Source organism: Streptomyces sp. NPDC053431 (assembly GCF_044544925.1).
Classification (GTDB): Bacteria; Actinomycetota; Actinomycetes; order Streptomycetales; family Streptomycetaceae; genus Streptomyces.
The window spans coordinates 169251-188099 of sequence record NZ_JBITXX010000014.1 but is presented as its reverse complement, the minus strand read 5'-3'; the positions used below and the strand labels follow the sequence as shown (position 1 = coordinate 188099).

Genomic DNA, 18849 nt, shown 5'->3' with positions numbered 1-18849 from the left:
AGCTGACCTATACGCCCCCTACTTTCCTCCCATGAGTTCACACGACGCCGTCATGGATGCGGCCCCCACCGACAAGCGGCGCTGGATCGCCCTCGCCATCGTCATGACCGCCGCCTTCATGGACCTGGTCGACGCCACGATCGTCAACATCGCGATCCCCAGCATCGAGCGGAACCTCGGCGCCTCGTTCGGCGCGATCCAGTGGATCACCGCCGGCTACGCGCTCGCCTTCGCCGCGGGACTGATCACCGGCGGCCGGCTCGGTGACATCTACGGCCGCAAGCGCCTCTTCCTCGTCGGCACCGCGGGCTTCACCCTCGCCTCCGCGCTCTGCGGAGTCGCCGCCAACCAGGAGATGCTGGTCGGCTCCCGTCTGCTCCAGGGTGCGGCGGCGGCGCTGATGGTGCCGCAGGTCCTCTCGATCGTGCACGTCACCTTCCCGGCGCACGAGCGCGGCAAGGTCTTCGGCATGTTCGGCGCGATCATCGGCCTGGGCGCGGTCTCCGGACCGCTGCTGGGCGCGCTGCTCACCCAGTGGAACGTGGCCGGCCTGGAGTGGCGCCCGATCTTCCTGATCAACCTGCCGGTCGGCGTCGCCGCCCTGATCCTCGGCCGTCGCTTCATCACCGAGTCCAAGGCGCCGAAGGCGCTCCGCCTCGACCTGGTCGGCGTGGCCCTGGTGACGGTCGGCCTGCTCATGCTGATCTACCCGCTGACCCGCGGCCGCGAGCTGGGCTGGCCGGTGTGGGGCCACGTGATGATGGCCGGCAGCCTCGTCGTCTTCGCCGCCCTCGTCGCGTACGAGAAGCACAAGACGAGGAAGGACGGCTCGCCGCTCGTCGAGCTGTCGCTGTTCAGGGTGAAGTCCTTCGCCGCGGGCATCGCGGTGCAGCTGACCTTCGGCGTCGTGATGGGCATCTTCTTCCTGGTGTGGACCCTCTACATGCAGATCGGGCTCGGCTGGAGCCCGCTGAAGGCCGGTCTGACCGGCGTGCCGTTCTCGATCGCGGTCTCCACGGCGGCGGGCCTGTCGGTGCAGCAGCTGGTGCCGCGCTTCGGCCGGAAGGTCCTTCAGGCGGGCGCCCTGACGATGGCGGCGGGCATCCTGCTCTACTTCCTGGTGGCGGGCCGCTACGGCGCGGACATCGCCCCCTGGCAGATGATCCTGCCCCTCGTCGTGATGGGCCTGGGCATGGGCCTGATCGTGGCCCCGCTGACCGATGCGGTGCTCTCGGACGTGCCGCGCGAGCACGCCGGTTCGGCCTCGGGCCTGATCAACACGACCGGGCAGATGGGCAACGCGCTCGGCCTCGGCCTGGTGTCCGTGGTCTTCTTCGGCATCGTCGACGACCGGCAGCCGATCACCTCGGCGGCGGCGAACACCGCGGCGTTCACGGACGCCTTCCAGAACTCCCTGGTCTGGGCCGCGGTGGTGCTCGGCGGCATCTTCCTGGTGATGTTCGCGCTGCCGGCGAAGCCGAAGCAGCACCTGGAGGGCGGGGCGGACGAGAAGCCGGCCGCCGTCGCGAAGGAGCCGGCGCTGGCCGCCTCCTGACGCGAAGACCCTGAGGGGCGGGGGGCGGCCCGGGGCGCCCCCCCCCCCCCGGGGGGGGGGGGTGTGGTGACGTAGTATAACGGCGGGGGGGGGGGGTGTAGGTTGGAAACCGGGGGGGGGGGGGGCGCAGTATCCGCCGCCCCCGGTGTCAACGGCGGGGGGGGGGCCCCCACCCGCCCCCCCCCCCCGGGGGGGGGGGGGCCCCCCCCCCCCCCCCCCGCCCCTCAGGCGTTGGGGGAATCAGGTCACTTCTTCATCGCCTTGGCGGCCTTGTTGACCTTGCTCACCTTGGCGTGGCTCTTCTGGCTGGCCAGGAAGCGGTTGCTCTTGTTGACAGCCGTCTTCGTGCCGGCCGGCGAGCCCAGCAGGATCCAGCGACCCCGCGGGTAGTCGGGGTCGGTGGGGTCGTCGGTGACGGTGGAGCAGTCGAGCGTGTTGCCCGAGCCCGGAACCGTGACGCACCGGAACTCCCACACCTCTCCGCTCGTTGTGAGCGTCTCGACCGAGACCTGGTTGGCCTGCTCGGCGATGGAGACGGCACACGCGCCGTCCGGGGCGCCGGCGAGCGGGTACCAGATGAAGGACGTGACGTCGGACTGCAGGTCGCGGATGCCGACGAACACGTCACCGTTCTCGACCACGGCCTTGACCTCACGGCTGGCCTCGAGCCGGTGCGCGTCGATGTCGTAGCACGAGGCCGGTCCGGGCGGGCCGGCCGGTCCCTGCTCACCCGCGGGACCCTGCTCACCGGCCGGTCCAGCCGGGCCGGCCGGTCCAGCCGGTCCAGCCGGGCCTGCCGGGCCGGCCGGACCCGCAGGGCCGGTGGCACCGCCGCCCGGTCCGGTCGGTCCCTGAGGTCCTGCCGGTCCTGCCGGTCCCGCCGGGCCCGCCGGGCCCTGGGCGCCGGACGCGCCGGCCGGTCCCGCCGGTCCTGCCGGGCCCGAGGGTCCTGCCGGGCCCGTGTCGCCCTTCGGGCCTGCGGGTCCGGGCGGACCCGTCGGCCCCGTCGGGCCGGCCTGCCCGCCACCGTGGTCCGGCTTGCACTCGTCGTCGCCGCCCATCACCGAGCGGCCGTGCGGCCCGCTCTCCATGGCGTGGTCCACCGCGCCACCGACGTACTCGCGGATCCTGTCGATGTCGCCGTGCGGGCCGTGCGGGCCGTTCTCCTCCCACGGCGGCGGGCCGTCGTCGTGGTGCGGCGGGCCGTCCGGGCAGTCGTCGCCGCGCGGGGCGGTGGTGCTGAGGGCGGAGAGGGCGCCCGGGGTCATCGCCACGGAGGTGGGGACCGCCATGCCCGTGAGCACGAGGGTCAGCGAGGCGACAGCGCTGCCGGAGATCCAGGCTCGTCGCCGGGCGAGCGGACCCAGGGAGGACCTGGTCCTGAGATCAGGACGCATTCATCTGCTCCTTCAATAACCGGATCGGGGGATCGTGTGGAAGCGTGTTCGGCTTCCCTCCAGTTCATCGGATCGCGATTGCAACGCCTTGAGGATTCTGAGGGGCAATCAACTTCACGGCGTACGCCTCCCATCGAATGGGTGCGTACGCGGGAGCGAACCTCCGGAGGCCTTCCGGCGTGCCGCATCGCCGAGTCGGGGCCCGGTTCGTACGGTCACCCGGTCATGACGTCCCCGGGACCGACCCGCCGGGAGTGGTGTTGCCGTGAAGCCCTCGATCTGCCTCTGCATGATCGTCAAGAACGAGTCCCGCGTCATCGAGCGCTGCCTCGCCTCGGCGCGCGGGCTGATCGACACCTGGGTCATCACCGACACGGGCTCGACCGACGGGACCCAGGAGCTGATCCGGAACGCCCTGCGCGGCATCCCGGGCGAGCTGCGCGAGGAGCCGTGGGTGGACTTCGGCCACAACCGGAGCCGGAACATCGTCCGCGCCCGCGGCCGGGCCGACTTCCTGCTGCTCCTCGACGCCGACCACGTGCTGCGCCAGGACGGGCCGCTGCCCGCGCTGACGGACGACGCGTACCTGCTCCGGCACGAGGGTGTGCTCGAATACCGCATCAAGCGCCTGGTCAGGGGTGATCTGCCGTGGCGGTACGAGGGTGTCACCCACGAGTACCTGACCGCCGACCGGGACCACACCCAGCGGAACCTGGACGCCCTCGTCATCGAGGACCGCGCGGACGGCGGCTCGCGCCACGACAAGTTCGAGCGCGACGCCCGGATGCTGACCGCCGAGCTCGACCGCGACCCGGGCAACCCCCGGACGGTCTTCTACCTCGCCCAGACCATGCGCGACATGGGCCGTGCGAAGGAGGCCGTCGCCCTCTACGAGCGGCGCGCGGCCATGGGCGGCTGGGGCGAGGAGGTCTTCTACTCCCTGCTCCAGGCGGGGGTGCTCGCGGCGGACGCCGGTGACTGGCCGACCGCGCAGGACACTCTCGTACGAGCCTGGGAGGCGCGGCCCGAACGTCTGGAGGCCTGCTACGAACTGGCCTCGCGACTCCGCCGGATGAAGCGCCATCACGCGGCGCACGCCTTCGCCGCGGCCGGCCTCGACCGCCCGGCGCCCGCCGACGACCTGCTGTTCCTGCAGCCCTGGGTGTACCGGTGGGGGCTGCTCTTCGAGTACTCGATCACCGCCTACTGGGTCGGCGACCCCGAGGCCTCGCTCGCCGCCTGCGACCGGCTGCTCGGCCTGCCGGACCTGCCCGCCCCGTACCGCGAACAGACCAGGGTCAACCGGGAGTTCGCGGTCGCGAGACTGGGCGTCACCGCGCCCGCCGTCGTGAGCGTCTGAGGAAGGGCCGTCGATGGGCACGCCCACCTCCGTACGCGACCGCGCCGACGACCCCGTCCGGCGCCCCGCCCCTGCCCCCGGCGTCGGCGGCCGGACCCGGCCGTGGGGCACCTGGCTGTGGCCCGGTGTCCTCGCGCTCGTCCTCGGCCTCTACGGGGCCGGCGGCCCCCAGCTCTGGGAGGACGAGCTCACCACCTGGGACGTGGTCACCCGGCCGACCGGCCGGCTGCTCGACACCGTGCAGAACGTGGACGCCGTCCTCGCCGCCTACTACCTCCTCCTGCACGCGTGGACCGGTCTCTTCGGGGACTCCGACCTCGCCCTGCGGATGCCCTCGGTGCTCGCGGCGGCCGGGGCCGCGGTGTGCACGGCGCTGATCGGCGAGCGCCTCTTCGGGCGACGGGCCGGCCTGGTGGCGGGACTGCTGCTCGCCCTCGCCCCGGTCATGACGCGCTACGCGCAGGAGGCCCGGCCGTACGCCCTCGTCGTCCTGGCCGTCGCCCTCGCCACGCTGCTCCTGCTGCGGGCCCTGGACCGGCCGGAGGGAGTGGCGCGCTGGTCGCTGTACGCCCTGGCCGTCGCCGCGGTCGGGCTGCTGCACCTGCTGGCCCTGACCGCCCTGGCCGGGCACACCGTGGCCGCCGCCGCGAAAGGCCGCACGGCCGTCGTGCGGTTCGGGCTCGCCGCCCTGGCCGGCCTGGTCGCGGCCTCCCCGGTCGTGGTCCTCGGCCTGACCCAGGCCGCGCGTCAGCTCTCCTGGATTCCCCGGCCCGACCTGTGGGCCCTCGCCGGCATCTGGCCCCAGCTCTTCGGCTCCGGGCTGCTCGCGGGCGCGGCGATGACCCTGGCGGTGCCGGCATGGGCCGGCGCCGCCAGGGAGGCCGCCGGGGACCGGGCCCCGCTCCTCGCGCTCACCGTCGCCGCCGTCGCGCCCCCGCTGGTGTTGTGGACGGTCTCGCACGGTGACGTGTCGTACTTCTACTACCGCTATCTGCTGTTCACGCTGCCCGCCTGGGCGGTCCTCGCGGGAGCAGGGCTGCGGGGCCTGCGGGCCCGCTCCGCGGTCGCCGTGGCCCTGGCCGGGCTCGCGCTCCTGACGCTGCCCGACCAGCGGTGGCTGCGAGAGCCCTACGCGCACTTCTGGCACGGCGTGGACTACCGGGGCGCTGCCGCGACCATCCGGAAGTACCATCGCCCGGGCGACGCGGTGGTCTACGAACGGGGCGACGCCTACTGGCGCCTCCTGGACGCGGGCGTCCGGCACTACCTGCCCCCCGAACTGCGCCCGAGGGACGTGTTCCTCGCCCGGTCGGCGGCCGCCCGGGCGGACCTGTGGCCGACGGAGTGCCCGGATCCGGCGCGCTGCCTGGGCGGGGAGCCACGCCTCTGGCTGGTCGTCCAGGCGGGTGAGGACGACCCGCTGAACACCCTCCCGGCCGCCCAGGCCGCCGCCCTGCGCGCCCGTTACACGTCCACCGGCACCGAGCGGCTCACCGGCGTGAGGGTCGCGCTGCTGGTCCGCAAGGACTGACCGGCCGGGTCAGCGGACCCGGGAGCGGGACTCCATCGCCTCGCGGGCGGCGCGCTCGTCCTCGTACACCTCGCACATGTGCCGGCCGTCGGGGGTCGCCGTGTGCTCGACCTCCCAGAGGCTGAGCTCGCTGCCGTCGAGGAGCAGGAACTGGTGCTCGTAGAGGGTGAAGCCGGCGTCCCGGCCTCCTCCCGGGGAGCACTGGCGCCCGAAGGCCTGCGTGATGTGGTGCGCGAACGCGAGCCGCAGCCGCCGGGCGGTGGCCTCGCCGGGCCGGTCGGCGTTCTCCGCGCGGCGCAGCACCCGGCGGGCGTGGTCCGCGGAGTTGTCCGGCACGTACATCCGGGGCTGGGCCGGTATCGGGCGGGCGAGCAGCGCGCTCAGCAGCTCCAGATCGTCGTCCTCGTCGGCCGTCGAGCCGTCGGCGCGCTCCGCGGTCCAGCCGAGCGAGGGGCCGGCCGGAAGGCGGGACGCGGCGAGCCGGGCCTCGGACTCCTCCACGTACAGCTCGTGCTGATCGGCGCCGTCCCGGCCGGAGTTGTGCACCAGCTCCCAGAGGCTGAGCGCCGTGCCGTCGGGGAGCAGGTAGGTGTGGCGGTAGGTCGTGCGGTGCAGCGACGCGCTGTGGTGCGAGGAGTACAGCGTGCTGGAGTGGGCCAGCGCCGTCTCCAGGCGCTCGATCGTGGAGTCGGGCAGGTCGAAGGAGTTGAGCGCCCGGCCGAGGAGTCGCTCAAGATGGGTCTCGGTCGTCTCGTACGGATCGTGAGAATGATCCTGCGGATCGTTCAAGGGGGTCTCCAGGCCGTCGCCGCATGTCACTTGCTGCTTGCTAAACGTAGTCCCTGGGTCTGACATCGTGTCCGGCGTTCGGGAAAACGAGCGGGGGCGCGCACAGAGTTCCCGCGCCCCTACGAGAATCCGTCAACTCCCTTTGGTATACCGGGAGTCGACCCGGAGGGCCAGCCGTCGGACGCGGCGCCGTACAGCTCCTGGTAGGCGGGGAAGTCCCCGCCCGCCCCCGAGATCCCGGCGGACGGCGTGAGAACCGCCTGGACGACGGCCCGCGTGACGGTGTCCGCGCCCGCCGCGAGGACCTCGTTGAGAGCGAGCGGCCCGGGCGTGGGGGAGAGTTCGCGCTCCCCCGTCGCGAGGGCGAAGACGGTGTCGCCGTCGTTGAGGAGATGCACCGGACGGACGGCGCGCGCGATCCCGTCGTGCGCCGTCCCCGCGAGCTTCTGCGCCTGCGCGCGGGTCAGCGCGGCGTCCGTGGCGACCACCGCGAGAGTGGTGTTCAGAGGCGGTGGGGCCGACTTCGCCCGGGCGTCCGCGAGCCGCCGCAGCGCGGCCGCGTGCACCGCCGGATCGGGGTAGGAGGGGCGTACGCCGGGCGTGAAGAAGGCGCCGTACGGCACGCCCGTCTCCGGATCGACCGCCGAACCCACCGCGTTCACGACGACCAGCGCGGCCACCGTGACCCCCGACTCCAGGACGGTGCTCGCCGTTCCCACCCCACCTTTCAGGCCGCCGACCACGGCCCCCGTGCCCGCGCCCACCGCGCCCGTCTCCACGCGCGCGTGCAGCCCGCTCGCGGCCGCCGCCTCCACCGCCGCCCGGCCCGTCGAGGCGTCGGGGCGGGCCTTGAAGTCGCCGCCCCTGCCCAGGTCGAAGACACAGGCGGCGGGCACGACCGGCACCACATGCGCCGGATTCGGGCCCACCCGCACCCCGCGCCCCTGTTCCTCGAGCCAGGCCATCACCCCGGCCGCCGCGTCGAGCCCGTACGCGCTGCCGCCGGTCAGGACCACGGCGTCGATCCGCTGGACCAGATTGCGCGGATCGAGCGCGTCCGTCTCCCGCGTGCCGGGACCCCCGCCCCGTACGTCGACGGCGGCCACCGCCCCGCCCTCCGGGGCGAGCACGACCGTCGTGCCGGACAGCGCCCCTGGCCCCGGCACACGCGCGTGGCCGACCCGAAGGCCGGCCACGTCGGTGAGGGCGTCGTGCGGGAGCGCGTCGCGGGAGGGCAGGTCGGGTGCTGGTAGGTCGCGGGACGGTATGCCGCGGGCGGCTGCGTGGTGCTGGGGTGTGTCGTTCTCGTGTTCGGCCACCCCTCCTGCGTAGCACGGATAGGGGCGCTGGGGCAGCGTGAGGGGGGAGGGAGAGGGAGGGGGAGGGGGCGGGGAGGGGGAGGGGGGAAGCGGAGGACGGGTCCGGGCCCCGGCTGCCAGCCCCCGCGCTCCGGCCTGAGTCAGCGCTTCGGGCCGAGGTACGTGCCGCCCGAGGCGTCGATCACCGTGCCGGTGATCCAGCGGCCGTCCGGCGAGGCGAGGAACGCGACCGGGTCGGCGATGTCCTCCGGCTGCCCCACCCACGGCAGTGCCTGCCCGGCGATCAGCATCTCCTCCAGCTGCGGCATCGCGGCCATCGCGGCCGTCAGGCCGGCGGTCTGCGTCGGGCCGGGGGCGACGGTGTTGACGTTGATGCGGCGCGGGCCGACCACGTTCGCGAGGGTGCGGGTGAAGGTCTCGATCGCGCCCTTGGTCATCGCGTACGCCAGCTCGTCGGAGAGCGCGATGCGGGTGACGGCGGAACCTATGTTGACGATGCTGCCGCCGTCCCGCAGCACCGGGAGGAGCTGCTGGACGAGGAAGTACGGGGCGCGCACGTTGACCGCGAACAGCCGGTCGAACTGCTCGACCGTCTCGTCCTGGAGGTGCCCGCCGGAGGAGGTGACCGCCGCGTTGTTGACCAGGACGTCGAGCCCGGCGTCCCCGGTGTGGGCGACGAGACCGGCCCGCAGGCCCTCGACCAGCGCGAGCACTCCCTCGTGCGTACCGAGGTCGGCGCCGACCGCGAAGGCCTGGCCGCCCTTCACGTGGATCATGTCGACGGTTTCTTGGGCGGCGACGGCGTCGGAGCCGTAGTGGACGGCGACGACGAGCCCGTCCTGGGCGAGCCGCAGGGCGACGGCCCGTCCGATGCCGCGCGAGGAGCCGGTGACGAGGGCGGTGCGGGCGGCCGCGATGGTGGAGGCGGTCTGGGCGGTGGTGCCGGAGGGGGTGATGTGCTCCATGGCGTGGCTCTCCTTGGTGGTGCCCGTGATCCGCGACCGGTGATCCGTGATCCGTGATCGGGGATCGGGGATCCGGTCAGTGATCCGGGGTTTCGTGCCGGGCGATCGCCTCGACAGAAAGGAGAGTGGCCGGGAGCGCTGACGGCCCGCGCACCGCGCGCTGACGGCCGCTGACGGGGGCCCGGCAGGGCGGCGCGGGATCGCCGCGGAGGCGGTCAGTCCCCCCGGTGCGGGAGCCCCGCGCGGCGCGCCACCTCGCTCGCGCGGGCCAGGTCGGCGGCGGCCGCGACCGCGTCACCCGCGGCCGTGTGGACGACGGCGCGACGCCCGAGGAGGTCGACGATGTCCTCGGCCACCCCCAGCGACTCGAAGAGGGCCAAGGCCTCGGCGAGCAGCGGCAGCGGCTCGGCGGACAGGGCGGCGAGCCCCTCCAGCGCGGTCGCCGTGCCCCACCGTTCGCCGAGCGCGCGGAACGCCTCCAGGGCCTCGGTCAGCCGCTCCCGCGCCGTCTCCGACGCCCCCCGCGCGAGCGCGAGATGCCCCTGTCCCACCATGTCCAGGGCGCGTGACCAGGCGTCGTCGGGCACGGGAAGCCGTGCCTCGGGCCCGACCGCCGTGGCCCACAGAAAGGCGGTGAACGGCTGCCGCAAGGGCTCCGTACGCTCGACGAGCAGCGCCCGGGCGCGCGCGATCCGCTCCTCGTCCCGCGCCCCGGCGGCCAGCACGCACAGCGCGTACTCCTCGCCGAGACGCGGGTCCGCCGACAGGCCCGCCCGCTCGACCGCGTCCAGCAGCTCCGCCGCGAGCCCCACGACCTGCCCGCGCAGTCCCCGCAGCCACCAGTACGGGGTGAGCGCCGCCACGAGCCGCAGGCCGTCCCGCGGGGAGGCCCGGCGCAGGGCCGCGCGCAGGTTCGGCTCCTCGGCGTCGAGCCGGGCCAGCCAGGCCGGCTGGTCCGGGCCGCGCAGCTCGGGGTCGGCGGCGCGGGCGAGGTCCAGGTAGTGGGCGGTGTGGGCCGCATGCGCGGGATCGCCGGCGGGCAGACGCCCGGCCGCGTAGGCGCGCACGGTCTCCAGCATCCGGTACCGCCCCTCACCGCCGGGGCCGCCGCCGAGCCCGCTGGGGCCGTGGCTAAGCCCGCCCGGCCCGCCGCCGAGCCCGCTGGGGCGGTGGCCGAGCCCGCCGGGGCCGCCGCCGAGCCCGCTGGGGCCGTGGTTGAGCCCGCCGGGGCCGCCGCCGAGCCCGCTGGGGCCGTGGTTGAGCCCGCCGGGGCCGCCGCTGAGCCCGCTGGGGCCGTGGCCGAGCCCGCCCGGCCCGCCGCCGAGCCCGCCCGGCCCGCCGCCGAGCCCGCCCTGGCCGTCGTCCGTCAGCAGCCGCTCCACCAGCGACTTCTCCGCCAGCGAGACCAGGACGTCCTCCGCGTCCAGCGGGTCGAGCCCGCACACCCGGGCCACCGCCTCCGGCGTCGCGCCGCCGCGGAAGACCGAGAAGCGGGCCGCCACGGTGCGCTCCTCCTCGGTCAGGAGCTCCCAGCTCCACTCCACGACGGCGGCGAGCGTCCGGTGCCGTTCGGGCGCCGTCCGGTCCCCGCGGGACAGCAGCCGGAAGCGGTCGCCGAGGCGGTCCGCCAGTTCGTCGGCGGAGAGCGTCCGCAGCCGGGCCGCCGCCAGCTCCAGGGCCAGCGGCAGGCCGTCGAGGGCCGCGCAGATCTCCGGCACGCGTGCGTGCCCCGTGAAACCGGGCCGGGCGGCGGCGCCGCGCCGTACGAACAGTTCCTCCGCCGACCCGGGGTCCAGCGCGGCGAGCGGCAGCAGCGACTCGCCCGTGACGCCGAGCGCCTCCCGGCTGGTCGCGAGCACCCGGAGGTCCGGGCAGCCGGCCAGCAACTCCCGTACGAGCACGGCCGCCTCCGCCACCACGTGCTCGCAGTTGTCGACCACGAGCAGCACCGGCCGGTCCGCGAGGGCCCGGACGAGCCGGTCGGGAGCCGTGTCGCGCGCGCCGAGGGCCCGCGCGAACGCCCCCGCCACCTCGCCCGGGCCCACCGCCCCCAGGTCCACGAAGACGGCCCTGTCCGTCGCCGCCTCCAGCGCGAGCCGCGTCTTGCCCGCGCCGCCCGGGCCGACCAGGGTCACCAGGCGTGCGTCCGTCAACAGGGCGCCGAGGCAATCCCGTTCGCCCTCCCGGCCGACGAAGTCGGTGAGCGGCACCGGCGGCCGTACGGGCCGGAGGCCGGCCGCCGCGGCCGGACGGGCCGCCGCCCCGGACAGCTCGCCCCGCAGCACCGCTAGGTGCGCCGCGGTCAGCTCCTCCGACGGGTCCGCGCCCAGCTCGTCGGCGAGCGCCCGGCGCACCTCCTCGTAGACGGCGAGCGCCTCGGCCTGCCGCCCCGCCCCGGCGAGCGCCCGTATCTGGAGCGCCCGCAGCCTTTCCCGCAGCGGATGCGCCGTAGCCGCCTCCGCCAATTCCCATACGAGCGCGCCCGGATCGCCGCCCGAGGCGAGGAGGACGGCCGCCCACTCCTCCATGGCGTCGATCCGCAGCGCGTCGAGCCGGGCCACCTGCCCGTCGGCGAACGGGGCGTCCCGCACGTCCACGAGCGCGGGCCCCCGCCACAGCGCGAGCGCCTCGCGCAGCAGCTCCTCGGCCCGTAGGGGATCCCCGGCCGCCCCGGCCCGGGCGCCCTCGCGCGCCAGCCGCTCGAAGCGCAGGGCGTCCACGTCGTCGGGGGCGGCGCCGGTCAGCCGGTACCCGGCGGGCGAATGCTCCACGCCCACCCCGTCCGGCAGGACCCGGCGCAGCCGCGAGACCTGCGACTGGAGGGCGTTGGCCGCGCCGGCCGGGGGCTCCTCCCCGTACAGGCCGTCGACGAGCCGCTCGGCGGTGACGGTCCGGCCGGCGTCGAGCAGGAGCAGCGCCAGCAGGGCCTGGACGCGCGGGCCGCCGACGGCGGGCGCGTCCTCGACGGTGAGCGGACCGAGAACCCGGAAGATCATGCGAGGCATTGTGGCGCAGGCGGCCCCGCACGCGGCGGCCCGGCGGGGAGGCGGATCGCCAGGTGCAGGTCCGGGTGCAGGCCCATGTCCAGGCCCATATCCAGGTCCAGGTCCAGGTCCAGGCCCATGTCCAGGTCCAGGTCCCGGCCCATATCCAGGTCCAGGTCCCGGCCCATATCCAGGTCCAGGTCCCGGCCCATATCCAGGTCCAGGTCCCGGCCCATATCAAGGTCCAGGTCCAGGTCCAGGTCCAGGTCCAGGTGCAGGTCCAGGTGACCGTGACCGGCCGCGGCACGCGGCGGCCCGTCCCCGCCGGCGAGCCCTGATCGCCTCGCTCAGCCGGCCCGCCGCGTGGCCGGGTTCGTGGCCGTGAGCGTCACCCCCACCGCCACGGTCGCGGCGGCCACGAGTCCGGCCGCGAGGACCGCCCAGTGCCCGGCGAAGGTGCACATGAGGATCGCGAGCGAGGACACCGGCAGCACGGACTGCTGGGCGATGCCGACCTTGAAGTACCGGGCGTGCAGCAGCCACACGCACAGCAGGAACACGGCGGTCGGGATGGTCACGGCGGACGACGCGGCGAGCGTGGACAGGTGCGCCTTGCCGACCGCCTGCTCGACGGAGATCTCGATGCCGGCGCCGATCGCGGCGGCCGAGGCGAAGATCAGGTAGTGGCCGTAGCCCCACAGGAAGCCCTGGCGGTTGGAGACGAGCCGGTCGTGGGCGGGGACGACGAAGTAGATCCACCAGGCGGCGAAGACGATGAGCAGTCCTCCGGCGGCGATCGGCAGCACCTCCGAGAGGGCGTCGTTCTCGCTGACGCCCGACTTCACGGCGACCGTCGCCGCGGCGATCGTCTCGCCGAGCACGATGATGGTGAAGAGGCCGTAGCGCTCGGCGATGTGGTGCGGGTGCCACTGCGTCGTGTCGTCCTTCTCGGCGTACATCGGCACGGCCATCTCGGCCAGCGCCATCACGAGGAACACCCACGGCCGCGCGTCCTCCGGCACCAGCAGCAGCGCCACCCACCCGACCTGACAGGCGACGACCCCGCCCGCGTACCGCCGGCACATCGTCCGCTCGCCCGGCTCGGTGGCGTGGTGCGCGGCCCGCAGCCACTGGGAGGAGAGGGCGAGCCGCATGACGACGTAGCCGATGTAGACGACGAGGAAGTCGTGGTCCTCGAAGGCGCGCGAGACACCGGCGGCGAGGATCAGCACCCCGGCGATCTGGACGAGCGTGACGACGCGGTAGAGCACGTCGTCGTTGTCGTACGCCGAGGCGAACCAGGTGAAGTTCATCCACGCCCACCAGATGGCCCAGAAGACCATCGCGTAGTTCAGGACACCGGTCCCGGCGTGTCCTTCCGCCACGGCGTGCACGAGCTCGGCCCCGGCCTGCGCGACCGCGACGACGAAACAGAGGTCGAAGAACAACTCGAGCGGCGTGGCCGCCCGGTGCGCCTCGTCTCGGGAGCGGGCGGTGAGGGGGAGGAAGGGTTGCGTCATGCCCCACAGAACACCAGACGAGCGACGGGGGCGGCAGCCACGACACCACCCGCGTCGCCGCTCCCGCCTCCGGGGGCCGGCGACGACCCAACGTCCCGCGTGGGCCGGGACCTACGCCCGCCCGCTCTGCCGACCATGGCCTCTCACGCCCCCCTGACGCGCGGGCGGAGCCTGGAGGAGCAAGAGAGCCCCCGAAACGTCAGGGAAGCGCCATGAGTTCCGTACTCCAGGACAGCAGAACGACGGGCGGGTCGGCGCCCGCCCCGTACGACACGGAGCAGTACGGGTACGACACGGAGCAGTACGGGCCCGGGAGGCCAATCACGGACTGGGAGCCGGAGAACGAGCTCTTCTGGAGGTCCATCGGGCGCAAGGTCGCCCACCGCAACCTGTGGATCGCGGTGCCGGCGCTGCTCGTGGCGTTCGTGGTGTGGCAGGTGTGGTCGGTCACCGCGACCAACCTGAAGGACGTCGGCTTCGCCTTCTCCACCTCCCAGTTGTTCTGGCTGACGGCCATCCCCGGTCTGACCGGCGGCACCGCCCGGATCCTCTACACCTTCCTCGGCCCGATGGTCGGCCAGCGGCGCTTCACCGCCCTGTCGACGGTCGTGCTGGTCGTGCCGCTGATCTGGCTCGGGTTCGCCATCCAGGACCCGTCCACCCCGTACGGCGTCATGGTCGCCATCGCCGCCCTCTGCGGCATCGGCGGCGCCAACTTCGCCTCCTCCCTCGCCAACATCGGCTTCTTCTTCCCGAAGGCGAGGAAGGGCAGCGCGACCGGCGTCAACGGCGGTCTGGGCAACCTGGGCGTCTCGGTCGTCCAGCTGCTGACCCCGATCGTCATCACCTGGTCGACGATCGCGATCGGCTCCGCCCAGCACAAGGCCGACGGCACCCCCGTTCATCTGCAGAACGCGGCCTTCCTCTGGGTCCCCGTGCTGCTGGTCCTGGCCGCGGTCGCCTGGTTCGGCCAGAACGACCTGAAGGTGGCCTCGACCCCCTTCAAGCAGCAGAAGATCATCTTCAAGCGCAAGCACAACTGGCTGATGACCTGGCTGTACGTCGGCACCTTCGGCTCCTTCATCGGCTTCGCCGCGGCCCTGCCGATGCTGATCAAGACCACCTTCCCGGACTACTCGGTGGCCGCCTACGCCTGGGTGGGCCCGGCGGTCGGCGCCCTCGCCCGGTGGGCGGGCGGCTGGATCGCCGACAAGTGGGGCGGCGCTCGGGTGACGATCCTGTCCTTCGTGGGCATGGCGGCCTCCCTGGTCGGCGTGATCGGCTTCCTCCCCTCGGGCGGGGACGGCGGTTCCTTCCACGGCTTCTTCTTCTGTTTCCTCGCGGCCTTCCTCTTCTCCGGGATCGGCAACGGCTCGACCTTCCGGCAGATCCCGGTCATCTTCCGGGGCACCCACCTGAAGGGGCTGACGGAGGGCAGTCCGGAGTACGGCCGGGCCCTGAAGCAGGCGGAGATGGAGTCGGGCGCCGTCACCGGCTTCACCTCGGCCGTCGCGGCCTACGGCTTCTTCTTCATCCCGGCCCTCTTCGCCTCGGTGGCGGTGACCAGCGCGATGTGGGGATTCGTCGGCTTCTACCTCAGCTGCACGGTCGTGACCTGGTGGTTCTACGCCCGCAAGCGCGCCGAGGCCCCGAGCTGACCCGCCCCTCGGTCCCTGCCGGCTCCGGTCGGCCCGGTGGGCGCGGCCGGCTCGGTCGACCCTGCCGACTCGGTCGACCCGGCCGGCCCGGTCGATCCTGTCGGACTCCGGAGAAGGCCCTGCCCCGGCGGGGCCTTCCTTCCTGCCGGAGAGAGGACCTTCGACCGTCGAGTGGTGACCATTGCCGCCCGGTCCGATCCATCGGACGAAGTGCAATGGAAGCAAGCGACGAAGCTGTTCCGAGAGATCGAGAAGGCGGTGCGGGCAGTGACTGCGACCCCTGCTGAAGCGACGGTGAACGACGGCGCCTGGAAGGGCTTCAAGGGCGGCCTCTGGCGCGATGCCATCGACGTCCGCGACTTCATCCAGCAGAACTACACGCCGTACGAGGGCGACGACTCCTTCCTCACCGGCCCCACCGAGCGGACCAGGGCCGTATGGAAGGCGATCACGGACCGGTTCCCGGAGGAGCGCGCCAAGGGCGTCCACGACATCGCCCACGACATCCCCTCCACCATCACCGCCCACGCCCCCGGCTACATCGACCGCGACAAGGACCTGATCGTCGGCCTCCAGACCGACGCCCCGCTGAAGCGCGCGATCATGCCGTACGGCGGCTGGCGCATGGTCGCCGGCGCCCTGGAGACCTACGGCTACCCGGTCTCGCCGGAGCTGGAGAAGGTCTTCACCGAGTACCGCAAGACCCACAACGCCGGTGTCTTCGACGCCTACACCCCGGAGATCCGCGCCGCCCGCAAGGCCGGCGTCGTCACCGGACTCCCCGACGCCTACGGCCGCGGCCGCATCATCGGCGACTACCGCCGGGTCGCCCTCTACGGCGTCGACCGTCTCGTCGCCGTGAAGCGGGAGGAGAAGGAGGAGCTCAACTCCCTCCCCGCCGGCGGTCGTTCGCTCGAGGAGACCATCCGGCTGCGCGAGGAGCTGGCCGAGCAGATCCGCGCCCTCGGCGAGCTGAAGGCCATGGCCGCCTCGTACGGCTACGACATCTCCCGCCCGGCCGCCACCGGCCGCGAGGCCGTCCAGTGGCTGTACTTCGCCTACCTCGCCGCCGTGAAGGAGCAGAACGGCGCCGCGATGTCGCTGGGCCGCACCTCCACCTTCGTCGACGTCTACCTCCAGCGCGACATCGAGGCCGGCCTCCTCACCGAGGAGCAGGCCCAGGAACTGGTCGACGACTTCGTCATCAAGCTGCGAATCGTCCGCTTCCTGCGCACCCCCGAGTACGACGAGCTGTTCTCCGGCGACCCGACCTGGGTCACCGAGTCCATCGCCGGCATGGGCGAGGACGGGCGTCCGCTGGTCACCCGGACCTCCTTCCGCTACCTCCAGACCCTCTACAACCTCGGCCCGGCCCCCGAACCGAACATGACCGTCTTCTGGTCGCCGCGGCTTCCCCAGGGCTTCAAGGAGTTCTGCGCCCGGGTCTCGATCGACACCTCCTCCGTGCAGTACGAGTCGGACGAGCTGATGCGGCCCCGCTTCGGCGACGACACGGCCATCGCCTGCTGCGTCTCCGCGATGCCCGTCGGCAAGCAGATGCAGTTCTTCGGCGCCCGGGTGAACCTCGCCAAGACGCTCCTCTACGCGATCAACGGCGGCCGGGACGAGAAGTCCGGCGCGCAGGTCGGCCCCGACACCGGCGCCATCACCTCGGCCGTCCTCGACTACGACGAGGTGATGCGCAAGTTCGACGAGCAGATGGAGTGGCTCGCGAACTGCTACGTCCACGCGCTGAACGTCATCCACTACATGCACGACAAGTACGCCTACGAGCGCGTCGAGATGGCCCTCCACGACCGCGACGTGCGCCGCACGATGGCCTGCGGCATCGCCGGCCTCTCGGTCGCCGCCGACTCGCTGGCCGCCATCAAGTACGCCACCGTCACCGCCCTGCGCGACGAGACCGGCCTGGTCACCGACTACGAGATCGAGGGCGACTTCCCGGCGTACGGCAACAACGACGAGCGCGCCGACGAGATCGCGGTCCGGCTGGTCGAGGAGTTCATGAGGAAGGTGCGCAAGCACCCGACCTACCGGAACGCCGAACACACCCAGTCCGTCCTGACCATCACCTCCAACGTCGTCTACGGCAAGAAGACCGGCAACACCCCCGACGGGCGCCGCGCCGGCGAACCGTTCTCCCCGGGCGCCAACCCGATGAACGGCCGCGACACCCACGGCTACGTCGCCTCGGCCCTGTCGGTCGCCAAGCTCCCGTACGAGGACGCCGAGGACGGCATCTCGCTGACCAGCACCGTCACCCCGGACGGCCTGGGCCGCACCGCCGAGGAGCGGATCAGGAACCTCGCCGGTGTCCTCGACGGCTACATGGCCGGCGACGGCTTCCACATGAACGTCAACGTCCTCAACCGCGACGTCCTGAGGGATGCCATGGACCACCCGGAGAACTACCCGCAGCTCACCATCCGGGTCTCCGGATACGCGGTGAACTTCGTCCGGCTCACCCGCGACCAGCAGCTCGACGTCCTGAACCGCACCTTCCACGGCTCCCTGTAGCCACCGCCCCCGGCCCGGCGGCCCTCCCGACCGGGCCGGCGGCCCTCCCGACCGGGCCGGCGGCCCTCACCGGCCGGCGCCGCCACCCTCACCGGCCGGCCCCGCCCTCACTCCTCTGGCTCCACCCGCTCCTCTCGCTCCACCCGCTCCCTTCCGGACAGGAGGCCTGCCATGGCCGTACTCCTCGGCTCGGACGTTCCGACCCGTCCCGTCACCCCGGCCGCCGCCGTGACCCACCGCCCCTCCGAGGGCTCGGTGCACTCCTGGGACCTGTCCACCGGCGTCGACGGCCCCGGCACTCGCTTCGTCACCTTCCTCTCCGGCTGCCCCCTGAGCTGCCTGTACTGCCACAACCCCGACACCTGGCGGATGCGCGACGGCAAGCGCACCTCCGCCGACGACGTGATCGCGGAAGCGGGCAAGTACACCCGCTTCGTCGCCGCCTCGGGCGGCGGGGCCACCGTCTCGGGCGGCGAGCCCCTGCTCCAGCCCGTCTTCACCGGCGAGCTGCTGCACCGGATGAAGCACGAGCTCGGTCTGCACACCGCCCTCGACACCTCGGGCTTCCTCGGCGCCCGCGCCACCGACGCCCTGCTGCGCGACACCGACCTGGTCCTGCTCGACATCAAGTGCTGGGACCCGGACACCTACCGAAAGGTGACCGGCCGGCCGCTCCGGCCGACCCTGGACTTCGCCCGCCGGCTCGCCGACCTCGGCCAGGAGGTCCACGTCCGCTTCGTGCTCGTCCCGGGACTGACCGACGACCCCGCCGACATCGAGGAAGTCGCCGCCTTCGCCGGGGGTCTCGGCAATGTCTCCCGCGTGGACATCCTCCCCTTCCACAAGCTCGGTGAAGCGAAGTGGCGAGCACTGGCCAAGCCGTTCACCCTGCGCGACACGCCGTCCCCCACGCCGGAGCAGGTCGCGGCGGCCCGCGAGGTCTTCCGGGCCCACGGCCTCCACGCCGTCTGAGCCGCAGGGCCCGCCTGAGCCGCAGGGCCCGTCTGAGCCGCAGGGGCCGTCCGGGCCGCAGGGCCCGTCCGAGCCGCAGGGGCCGTCCGGGCCGCAGGGCCCGTCCGAGCCGCAGGGCCCGTCCGGCCGCGGCAGTGGTGTGAGCCTCCCGGGCCGTCCGAGCTTTCTGGGCCGTCCGAGCCTGTGAGCCGGTTCGGTCACCGGGGGCCGGACCGGCCGGAAGGGTCCTCGACTCGCCCTCACCCGACTCACCCGTCCGTG

General features: G+C 73.4%; 13 protein-coding genes. 7 read left to right on the top strand and 6 right to left on the bottom strand.

Going from position 1 to position 18849, the window contains the following annotated elements; all coding sequences use genetic code 11:
* Positions 1 to 31 precede the first annotated feature (31 nt).
* Positions 32 to 1555 carry an MFS transporter gene (locus ACIGXE_RS28490; RefSeq protein ID WP_399751735.1) on the top strand — a complete coding sequence of 508 codons (1524 nt, stop codon included), beginning with the start codon at positions 32 to 34 and terminating at the stop codon, positions 1553 to 1555.
* 245 nt (positions 1556 to 1800) lie between these two features.
* Here the strand turns inward: ACIGXE_RS28490 and ACIGXE_RS28485 are convergent, their stop codons facing one another.
* On the bottom strand, positions 1801 to 2952 hold the full coding sequence (locus ACIGXE_RS28485; RefSeq protein ID WP_399751734.1) for a hypothetical protein: 1152 nt from the start codon (positions 2950 to 2952) through the stop codon (positions 1801 to 1803).
* Positions 2953 to 3217: 265 nt separating this feature from the next.
* On the opposite strand from ACIGXE_RS28485, the gene ACIGXE_RS28480 reads away from it, so the two are divergent.
* Positions 3218 to 4312, top strand: a complete 1095-nt coding sequence (locus ACIGXE_RS28480; RefSeq protein ID WP_399751733.1) for a glycosyltransferase — start codon at positions 3218 to 3220, stop codon at positions 4310 to 4312.
* 13 nt (positions 4313 to 4325) lie between these two features.
* Positions 4326 to 5843 carry a glycosyltransferase family 39 protein gene (locus tag ACIGXE_RS28475; RefSeq protein WP_399751732.1) on the top strand — a complete coding sequence of 506 codons (1518 nt, stop codon included), beginning with the start codon at positions 4326 to 4328 and terminating at the stop codon, positions 5841 to 5843.
* A gap of 9 nt (positions 5844 to 5852) precedes the next feature.
* Here the strand turns inward: ACIGXE_RS28475 and ACIGXE_RS28470 are convergent, their stop codons facing one another.
* The 4 genes from ACIGXE_RS28470 to ACIGXE_RS28455 all read right to left on the bottom strand — a co-directional run bounded on the left by ACIGXE_RS28470 (position 5853) and on the right by ACIGXE_RS28455 (position 11912).
* Positions 5853 to 6632, bottom strand: coding sequence for a DUF6227 family protein (locus tag ACIGXE_RS28470; protein ID WP_399751731.1), 780 nt, complete (start codon positions 6630 to 6632; stop codon positions 5853 to 5855).
* A 119-nt stretch (positions 6633 to 6751) separates the two neighbouring features.
* Positions 6752 to 7870 (bottom strand): P1 family peptidase, encoded by a 1119-nt coding sequence (locus tag ACIGXE_RS28465; protein WP_399751763.1) that lies wholly within the window; start codon positions 7868 to 7870, stop codon positions 6752 to 6754.
* Between the two features lie 221 nt (positions 7871 to 8091).
* Positions 8092 to 8916, bottom strand: coding sequence for an SDR family oxidoreductase (locus ACIGXE_RS28460; protein ID WP_399751730.1), 825 nt, complete (start codon positions 8914 to 8916; stop codon positions 8092 to 8094).
* Between the two features lie 215 nt (positions 8917 to 9131).
* Complete coding sequence (locus ACIGXE_RS28455) at positions 9132 to 11912, bottom strand: BTAD domain-containing putative transcriptional regulator (protein ID WP_399751729.1); 2781 nt, start codon at positions 11910 to 11912, stop codon at positions 9132 to 9134.
* A 62-nt stretch (positions 11913 to 11974) separates the two neighbouring features.
* On the opposite strand from ACIGXE_RS28455, the gene ACIGXE_RS28450 reads away from it, so the two are divergent.
* Positions 11975 to 12238: a hypothetical protein gene (locus ACIGXE_RS28450; RefSeq protein ID WP_399751728.1), complete on the top strand. Its 264-nt coding sequence runs from the start codon at positions 11975 to 11977 to the stop codon at positions 12236 to 12238.
* 9 nt (positions 12239 to 12247) lie between these two features.
* Here ACIGXE_RS28450 and ACIGXE_RS28445 read toward each other — a convergent pair whose 3' ends face one another.
* Positions 12248 to 13420, bottom strand: a complete 1173-nt coding sequence (locus tag ACIGXE_RS28445; protein ID WP_399751727.1) for a low temperature requirement protein A — start codon at positions 13418 to 13420, stop codon at positions 12248 to 12250.
* A 212-nt stretch (positions 13421 to 13632) separates the two neighbouring features.
* Here ACIGXE_RS28445 and ACIGXE_RS28440 point away from each other — a divergent pair, with 212 nt between their 5' ends.
* The 3 genes from ACIGXE_RS28440 (at position 13633) to pflA (ending at position 18588) form a co-directional block, all read left to right on the top strand.
* Complete coding sequence (locus ACIGXE_RS28440; protein ID WP_399751726.1) at positions 13633 to 15078, top strand: MFS transporter; 1446 nt, start codon at positions 13633 to 13635, stop codon at positions 15076 to 15078.
* A 258-nt stretch (positions 15079 to 15336) separates the two neighbouring features.
* Positions 15337 to 17616, top strand: a complete 2280-nt coding sequence (gene pflB / locus ACIGXE_RS28435; protein ID WP_399751725.1) for a formate C-acetyltransferase — start codon at positions 15337 to 15339, stop codon at positions 17614 to 17616.
* A 171-nt stretch (positions 17617 to 17787) separates the two neighbouring features.
* Positions 17788 to 18588, top strand: coding sequence for a pyruvate formate-lyase-activating protein (gene pflA, locus ACIGXE_RS28430; protein ID WP_399751724.1), 801 nt, complete (start codon positions 17788 to 17790; stop codon positions 18586 to 18588).
* Positions 18589 to 18849 lie beyond the last annotated feature (261 nt).

Coding starts and splice junctions, on each gene's coding strand:
- ACIGXE_RS28490 (WP_399751735.1), top strand. CDS start 32: ATGAGTTCACACGACGCCGTCATGGATGCGGCCCCCACCGACAAGCGG.
- ACIGXE_RS28485 (WP_399751734.1), bottom strand. CDS start 2,952: ATGCGTCCTGATCTCAGGACCAGGTCCTCCCTGGGTCCGCTCGCCCGG.
- ACIGXE_RS28475 (WP_399751732.1), top strand. CDS start 4,326: ATGGGCACGCCCACCTCCGTACGCGACCGCGCCGACGACCCCGTCCGG.
- ACIGXE_RS28460 (WP_399751730.1), bottom strand. CDS start 8,916: ATGGAGCACATCACCCCCTCCGGCACCACCGCCCAGACCGCCTCCACC.
- ACIGXE_RS28455 (WP_399751729.1), bottom strand. CDS start 11,912: ATGATCTTCCGGGTTCTCGGTCCGCTCACCGTCGAGGACGCGCCCGCC.
- ACIGXE_RS28445 (WP_399751727.1), bottom strand. CDS start 13,420: ATGACGCAACCCTTCCTCCCCCTCACCGCCCGCTCCCGAGACGAGGCG.
- ACIGXE_RS28440 (WP_399751726.1), top strand. CDS start 13,633: ATGAGTTCCGTACTCCAGGACAGCAGAACGACGGGCGGGTCGGCGCCC.
- pflA (WP_399751724.1), top strand. CDS start 17,788: ATGGCCGTACTCCTCGGCTCGGACGTTCCGACCCGTCCCGTCACCCCG.